7 protein-coding genes (1 of these 7 cut by a window edge) are annotated in these 6,296 nt (G+C 44.5%); 3 read left to right on the top strand and 4 right to left on the bottom strand.

Going from position 1 to position 6,296, the window contains the following annotated elements:
• A protein-coding gene (locus ACKU41_RS18435; RefSeq protein WP_321402900.1) for a lipid-binding SYLF domain-containing protein crosses the window boundary here: on the bottom strand, positions 1 to 621 show its 5' portion. 87 nt of this gene lie to the left of the window's left edge; only the first 621 of its 708 coding nucleotides appear in the window; it begins with the start codon at positions 619 to 621; its stop codon lies off the left edge, out of view.
• 161 nt (positions 622 to 782) lie between these two features.
• On the opposite strand from ACKU41_RS18435, the gene ACKU41_RS18430 reads away from it, so the two are divergent.
• A complete protein-coding gene (locus ACKU41_RS18430; RefSeq protein ID WP_321402898.1) occupies positions 783 to 1,676 on the top strand; it encodes an AraC family transcriptional regulator in 894 nt (297 codons plus the stop codon).
• 23 nt (positions 1,677 to 1,699) lie between these two features.
• Entirely contained in the window at positions 1,700 to 2,161 is a 462-nt protein-coding gene (locus tag ACKU41_RS18425; protein ID WP_321402896.1) for a GyrI-like domain-containing protein, read from the top strand.
• 56 nt (positions 2,162 to 2,217) lie between these two features.
• Here the strand turns inward: ACKU41_RS18425 and ACKU41_RS18420 are convergent, their stop codons facing one another.
• The 3 genes from ACKU41_RS18420 to asnS all read right to left on the bottom strand — a co-directional run bounded on the left by ACKU41_RS18420 (position 2,218) and on the right by asnS (position 5,466).
• The gene (locus tag ACKU41_RS18420; protein ID WP_321402894.1) at positions 2,218 to 3,090 is read right to left on the bottom strand and encodes a hypothetical protein; all 873 of its coding nucleotides are present in this window, start codon (positions 3,088 to 3,090) and stop codon (positions 2,218 to 2,220) included.
• 61 nt (positions 3,091 to 3,151) lie between these two features.
• Positions 3,152 to 4,033: an AraC family transcriptional regulator gene (locus tag ACKU41_RS18415; RefSeq protein WP_321402893.1), complete on the bottom strand. Its 882-nt coding sequence runs from the start codon at positions 4,031 to 4,033 to the stop codon at positions 3,152 to 3,154.
• A gap of 41 nt (positions 4,034 to 4,074) precedes the next feature.
• On the bottom strand, positions 4,075 to 5,466 hold the full coding sequence (gene asnS, locus ACKU41_RS18410) for an asparagine--tRNA ligase (RefSeq protein ID WP_319778952.1): 1,392 nt from the start codon (positions 5,464 to 5,466) through the stop codon (positions 4,075 to 4,077).
• A 250-nt stretch (positions 5,467 to 5,716) separates the two neighbouring features.
• Here asnS and ACKU41_RS18405 point away from each other — a divergent pair, with 250 nt between their 5' ends.
• On the top strand, positions 5,717 to 6,214 hold the full coding sequence (locus ACKU41_RS18405) for a rubrerythrin family protein (RefSeq protein WP_319778951.1): 498 nt from the start codon (positions 5,717 to 5,719) through the stop codon (positions 6,212 to 6,214).
• Positions 6,215 to 6,296: the final 82 nt, after the last annotated feature.

Raw genomic sequence — 6,296 nt, 5'->3', positions numbered from 1 at the left:
TTCCTTTCCGTAGTACCTTTTATTAAAATCATTGCTGACCATAAATGCCCCTGTCCGGTAGGTCATCCCTCCATAAGCACCAGCCTGGTCAACCAAAAGCAGGATATTTCCTTCTGCATCGAATGTCCCGCGGTTACTCCGGTCAGCAGTATGCCCAACAGCTAGATCTGCTCCCAGTGAAAGGTCTATCTTCCCGCCAAGGGCATCTTCCAGAGCCTGATCGTCCATAAGAAATACCAGCAGGGTCTTACCTTCAACTCCTCCCTGCAATCCTATGTCCACCCCTGCCATATTAAAAAAAGCGGGGCCATTCCAAAATCCCGTTTCATCCTTGGCGCAAAGGACTCCCGGCCCTGCTTCCGCACCGATCATAAACGCTGCCTTGTAGACATCAGGAAAAATAAATACTGCACGAGCATCCTCCAGCAATGAATCAATTTGTGGTCCAAATGATTTCGAACGCATCTGATTGAGCGCACAAGCCGAAGAATCAACAATGCGCTGCATTGTCGTGGAAGAATTACTGACACAAGGATTACCCACGAACTGTTTGACCGGACTGCAGCCCCATGCTGAAAACACAGATATCAGCATAAGAACAATTAAAGTAAATTTATTCATACCATTATCATAAACCGAGATGAGGTATTCAGCAACCGTTAATGAAAACATGGCATGGGTCTTCATTTTAATAAAATTACGAGATGATAAAAAAAGTCATGCTAAATTCCATAAGATATGTTTAATAAAGCTGAACACAGCAAAAACATTAAAGGAAAAAAATGTCCACTCTACTGAAACCATATAATGAAAGGATGATGGAAGTCCTGCTCTACATTCAGCACAATCTGGACGGTGACCTTTCCCCGGAAACACTGGCTGATCAAGCATGCTTTTCCGTAGCCCATTTCCACCGTATTTTTAAAGGGATGATCGGTGAAAGCCTCAAAGAACACATCCGTCGCCTGCGTCTGGAACGTGCTGCTTACCGGCTTTGCTACACTGATGATCAGATAATGGAGATAGCTCTTGATTCCGGTTTTGAATCCCCGGTAACCTTCAGCCGGGCATTCAAGAAAAGATTTATGGTTCCACCCAGCGATTTCCGGAACAATTCACGGACCATGTTTGCTCCCGGTAACGATGGTAAAATTCACTATCGCCCTGAACCCAGTATAAATAGTTTTAAAATGGATGACTCCCCTGCCAAGTGCAAAGTGGAGATACGAGTGCGGGAAGAAACACAGGTAATTTTCATTCGTCATGTGGGATCATACTTCGAAGTGGAAAAGGCATGGGAAAAACTTTGTGGCTGGGCATACAGCAAAGGCCTTCTATCACAAGACACAGAATTTCTGGGCCTCTGCTATGACGACCCGGACATAACGCCTGAAGAAAAAATCCGTTATGATGCATGTATCAGCATTGATAAAACTGTTGAACTACCACCGGAGATGGGACACCAGATCATACCGGCTGGGAAATATGCAATCACCACTCATTATGGATCATACGAAGGGTTAAACGATGCATACAAAGAATTTTATGGAAAATGGCTGCCTGCAAACGGCTACCAGTTGAAAAACTCTCTTCCCTCATTTGAAAAGTATGTAAAGGCTCCACCGGATGTTCCGCCGGAAGAAGCGATCACGGAAATCTGGCTGGCCATTTATTAATAAAAAATAAAGGAGTACGAGACATGGATGTGCAAATCTGGAAACTTGATGCGGCAAAAATGGCTTACACTGAGCATTTAGGACCTTATGAAGAAGTGGGGAAAGCATGGGAAAAACTCTGTGCATGGGCTGGTCCCGCCGGAATATTCAGCCCCAAAACCAAATTTTTCGGTGTGTATTATGATGACCCCCGCGAGGTTGCTCCCGAGAACCTGCGCTCTGAAGCCTGCATAACAGTTGAAGATGTCATTGATGCGCCTGTAGAAATTAAGTTTAAAGATTTCACCGGCGGCAGGTATGCAGTCACCACCCATCTTGGCCCATATGAAAAACTAGGAGAATCATGGCTTAAATTTTATGAAGAATGGCTCCCGCAAAGCGGTGAAGCTCATGCTGAATCACCCTGCTATGAGCAATATCTAAACGACCCCACGAATACAAAACCTGAACATCTGGTGACGTTACTGCTTATGCCTTTGAAGTAGAACACGAAAACGCCCCGCTTCCATTCAATTGAAAGCGGGGCGTAATTTTTTCCAACCTAATATCCGGCAATCATGATTTTATTTTCCATCATCATGGGAATCCAAAGTCTTTTACCCTTCAAGTCCAGATAAAAGTCAGCTGGGCCGCCGATCTTTTCACCAAGATCAATCTCAACCGTTTCATTCGTTTCCAGATTTTTCTGGATTATTATGCCTTTTTTTTCCGCAGCAACCCAATCAGAAAAAAGGAGCGTTCCATTGTAAAAAGCAATCCCATCATACAGACCTTTCTTGGAATAAACTTTTTCACTGATAAATTTGCCATCCTTAAAGGAACCTTTGCCTATAAAACCTGTAGGTTTATGATCCCTACCGAAAGAAGCAAAGTAAACGGTTCCGCTCTGCGGATCAAAGCAAAGCCCGTTGGTGCCGTATATTTCACCGACCACATCAACTTTGGAAAGTTGCGGGGAACTGCCTGTCTTGATCATATAAAGCGCTCCTGTATCTGTTGCTGATACGAGCAATTCATCTACTGACAGCACAACTATATCATTTAAGAAAGAAGTACCTTCCACAAAAAGATCAAAGACCTTACTGCCGGTTTTCAGCTCAAACCCCTTAACCCGGTCAATGTCTGCAACATAAAGAACACCGCCGGTTACGACCATTCCTTTGGGAGCATTCAGGCCTTTGATGAATTTACGTTCGAGAACTTCACCATCACTCGAAAGACGGGAAATGAATCCGTCACCGTCTTTAAGCGTCGGTTGGAGCTTTTCCCCGACATTGGAGACATAAAAATAATGGCCGTCAGAGGTCACACTTTCCGGTGAGGAAAAGCCCTCTACTACAATTGTTTTTTGTGAACAGGCGGCAAGTTGCAGAAGCATGAAAAGGCAAATTGCGATGATTGAATATTTACGCATAAAATCTCTCCTTGTTTTGTTTGAAGAGAAATTAGCGAAAAGAAATCAATAAGACTTGCGTTTAAAGGCCAGTCTTTGCTGAATTCAGTTCAGCGCGGTATTCGCGGGGGGTAACTCCATAATTTTTACGAAATAGAGAGCTGAAATGGGATAAACTTTCGTACCCTGATTCATAAGAAATTTCGGTAATACTCTTACCTGAATTACGGATCAACTGCTCCGCCCAGGACATGCGCCGCTCACGAATCCAGCGTGCGGGGGTAGTTTTGAATGTTTTCTTAAATTCACGTTTAAAAGATGAAAGGCTTCGGCCGGATAGTTCAGCCATGGATTCAAGGCTGATATTTTTATTAAAATACTGCTCCATAACCACAGATAAATCACCCCTGCCCTCATCTCTGCACAAAAACAAAAATCTGACAAACTCGCTATTTCCCGGTGTTGTACATATATAATGTAGCAACTCCTGAACTTTCAGCCGTAAAAAATCCTTATTTTTTCCCAGAGGTGAATCAAATAACGACATCATGGACGAAAGATAGATGCCTACCTGTTCACTAATTTTTATATTAAAAGCAGATCGCTCCGCCCCCGAATACACACTCTGTTTAACAGGAAGGCGGTCAACGAAATTCGCAAACATTTTATCATCAAAAAAGAAAAGAACTGTATCAAATGTTCCCCCCTTTTCCGGAATCATTTCGGACATGAGATGACACCCTTTACGGCAGAAAAAGGCTTCCCCTTTACGTACCACCATGTCTCCGTCTGTGGAATGGATGTACTTGGTGCCCTCGATGACAAAAACAAGGGAATGTTGCGACACGCAGACTTCATGGCGGATTTCAGACTTCCGGCTCTGGAATTGAACAAAGGTAATTCCATCCACAGTGATGTCTGCGAATTCCGGAGAACTATGAATAAAACTGGGGATTGTCAGCATGGTAAAAAAAGGGCCGCACAAGGCGGCCCGTATGGTATTAATTAGAATTCAAGATTCTTGGGAGTTCTAGGGAACGGAATGACGTCACGGATGTTGGTTACTCCGGTAAGCAGCATGAGCATACGCTCGAAGCCCATTCCGAATCCGGCATGAGGAGCAGTTCCGAAACGGCGGGTATCAAGATACCACCAGTATTCTTCCGAATCCATTCCGGTTTCGGCAATCCTGCTTTCCAGAATATCCAGCCTTTCTTCACGCTGTGAACCGCCGACCAGCTCCCCGATTCTGGGAACCAACAGATCCATTGCGGCCACAGTCTTATCATCATCGTTCAAACGCATGTAGAACGGCTTGATCTCTTTGGGATAATCGTAAACGATAACCGGCTTTTTGAAATGCTTTTCAGTGAGATACCTTTCATGTTCAGTCTGCAAATCCTGACCGTATTCGGGATAATATTCGAATTTCTTGGCCTTTTTACAGCGCTGGAGCAGATTCACCGCATCCTCGTAACGGATACGTTCAAACTCGTTATCAAGGGTATTACGCAGGGTTTCCATGAGGGTTTTGTCGACAAAGTTTGCGAACAGCTCAATGTCGTCGGCGCATTTATCAAGAACATGAGTGATAAGATATTTGACCATCTCCTCGCCGAGATCCATATTATCATTAAGATCAGCAAAGGCGACTTCAGGTTCAATCATCCAGAACTCTGCAGCGTGGCGCGGGGTATTGGATTTTTCAGCACGGAAGGTAGGACCGAAAGTATAAACCTGCCCGAGTGAAAGAGCATACATTTCAGCATCAAGCTGTCCAGAAACAGTCAGATGCGCTTCCTTGCCGAAGAAATCGTTTGCTGCCTGATCTTCCTTTTTCATGGAAGCGAGGGCTTCATGATCAAGGGAAGTAACCCTGAACATCTCCCCTGCTCCCTCACAATCAGACCCGGTAATGATCGGAGTGTGAACGTAGAAAAAACCTTTGTCGCGAAAAAATTTATGGATTGCGTAAGAAAGTTCGGAACGGATACGGAACATGGCCCCGAATTTATTTGTGCGGGGACGCAAATGGGCAATGGAGCGTAAAAATTCATCGGAATGACGTTTTTTCTGGAGCGGAAAAGTCTCGGGATCAGCAAAACCGAGCATTTCAATTGATTTGCCCCGCACTTCCCATCTCTGCCCTTTACCGGGGGATTCAACCAGTTCACCTAGTACGCTCACTGATGCCCCGGTAGAAATTTTTTCCAGTTCGGCTTCTATCTCAGGCGTATGGTCAATGATGACCTGCACATTTTTAAGGCAGGAGCCGTCATTGATTTCCAGAAAGGAAAAGCCTTTGTTGTCGCGCTTTGTGCGGACCCATCCTTTGACCAGAATTTCAGAGGCAGCACTCTGGGCATTCAAAACATCTTTCACGCATGTTCTTCTCATAAATTCTCTCCAATCACTTGGTTTGGCGCCGATAATTGCGCTTCGCGTAAGATGTAGCCGCAAGGCAACTAAATTTCAACTAACTTATGCATCATTACTAGGATATAACTGAATACGGAATTTTTTTGTAAATTTTAAAAATTTTACTTGCATTTCATAATAGGAATCGTTACTAATTATCTCAACGCAACGGATGAAAGTTTTTTAAACATAAATTCACACACTAACAGAACCGCAAGGAGAAACTAAAATGACTAAAACACTTGAAAATCTTAAAGCAGCTTTCGCAGGCGAATCTCAGGCTAACCGCAAATATCTCGCTTTCGCAGAAAAGGCTGAAGCAGAAGGCAAACCCGGAGTAGCTAAACTTTTCCGTGCCGCAGCAGCTGCCGAAACAATTCATGCTCATGCCCACCTTCGCCTCATGAAAGGTATCGGCTCCACTGAAGAGAACCTTAAACAGGCCATTGAAGGTGAGAGTTACGAATTTGAATCCATGTACCCCGAAATGATGGAAGATGCCAAAGCAGAAGGCGAAAATGCAGTACTGCGTTACTTCGGCTTTGCCAACGAAGCTGAAAAAATTCACGCCAACCTTTACACCGAAGCACTCAATGCAGATGGTGATGTTTTCGCCGAAGCTGAATTTTACATCTGCTCCGTATGTGGACATACCCAGAATGGTGCAGCCACTGAAAAATGCCCCATCTGTGGTGCAGCCCCCAAGGCCTACAGCAAAGTAGACTAATCCAGTTTTTTGCATCCCGCCATTATCAGCCCCGTCCGCACTCATGCGGACGGGGCTATTTTATTCATTACCCACCGTCCCA

Source organism: Maridesulfovibrio sp. (assembly GCF_963678865.1).
GTDB lineage: Bacteria > Desulfobacterota > Desulfovibrionia > Desulfovibrionales > Desulfovibrionaceae > Maridesulfovibrio.
The sequence above is the reverse complement of the archived record's forward strand: the minus strand, read 5'-3'. Positions and strand labels throughout refer to the sequence as shown.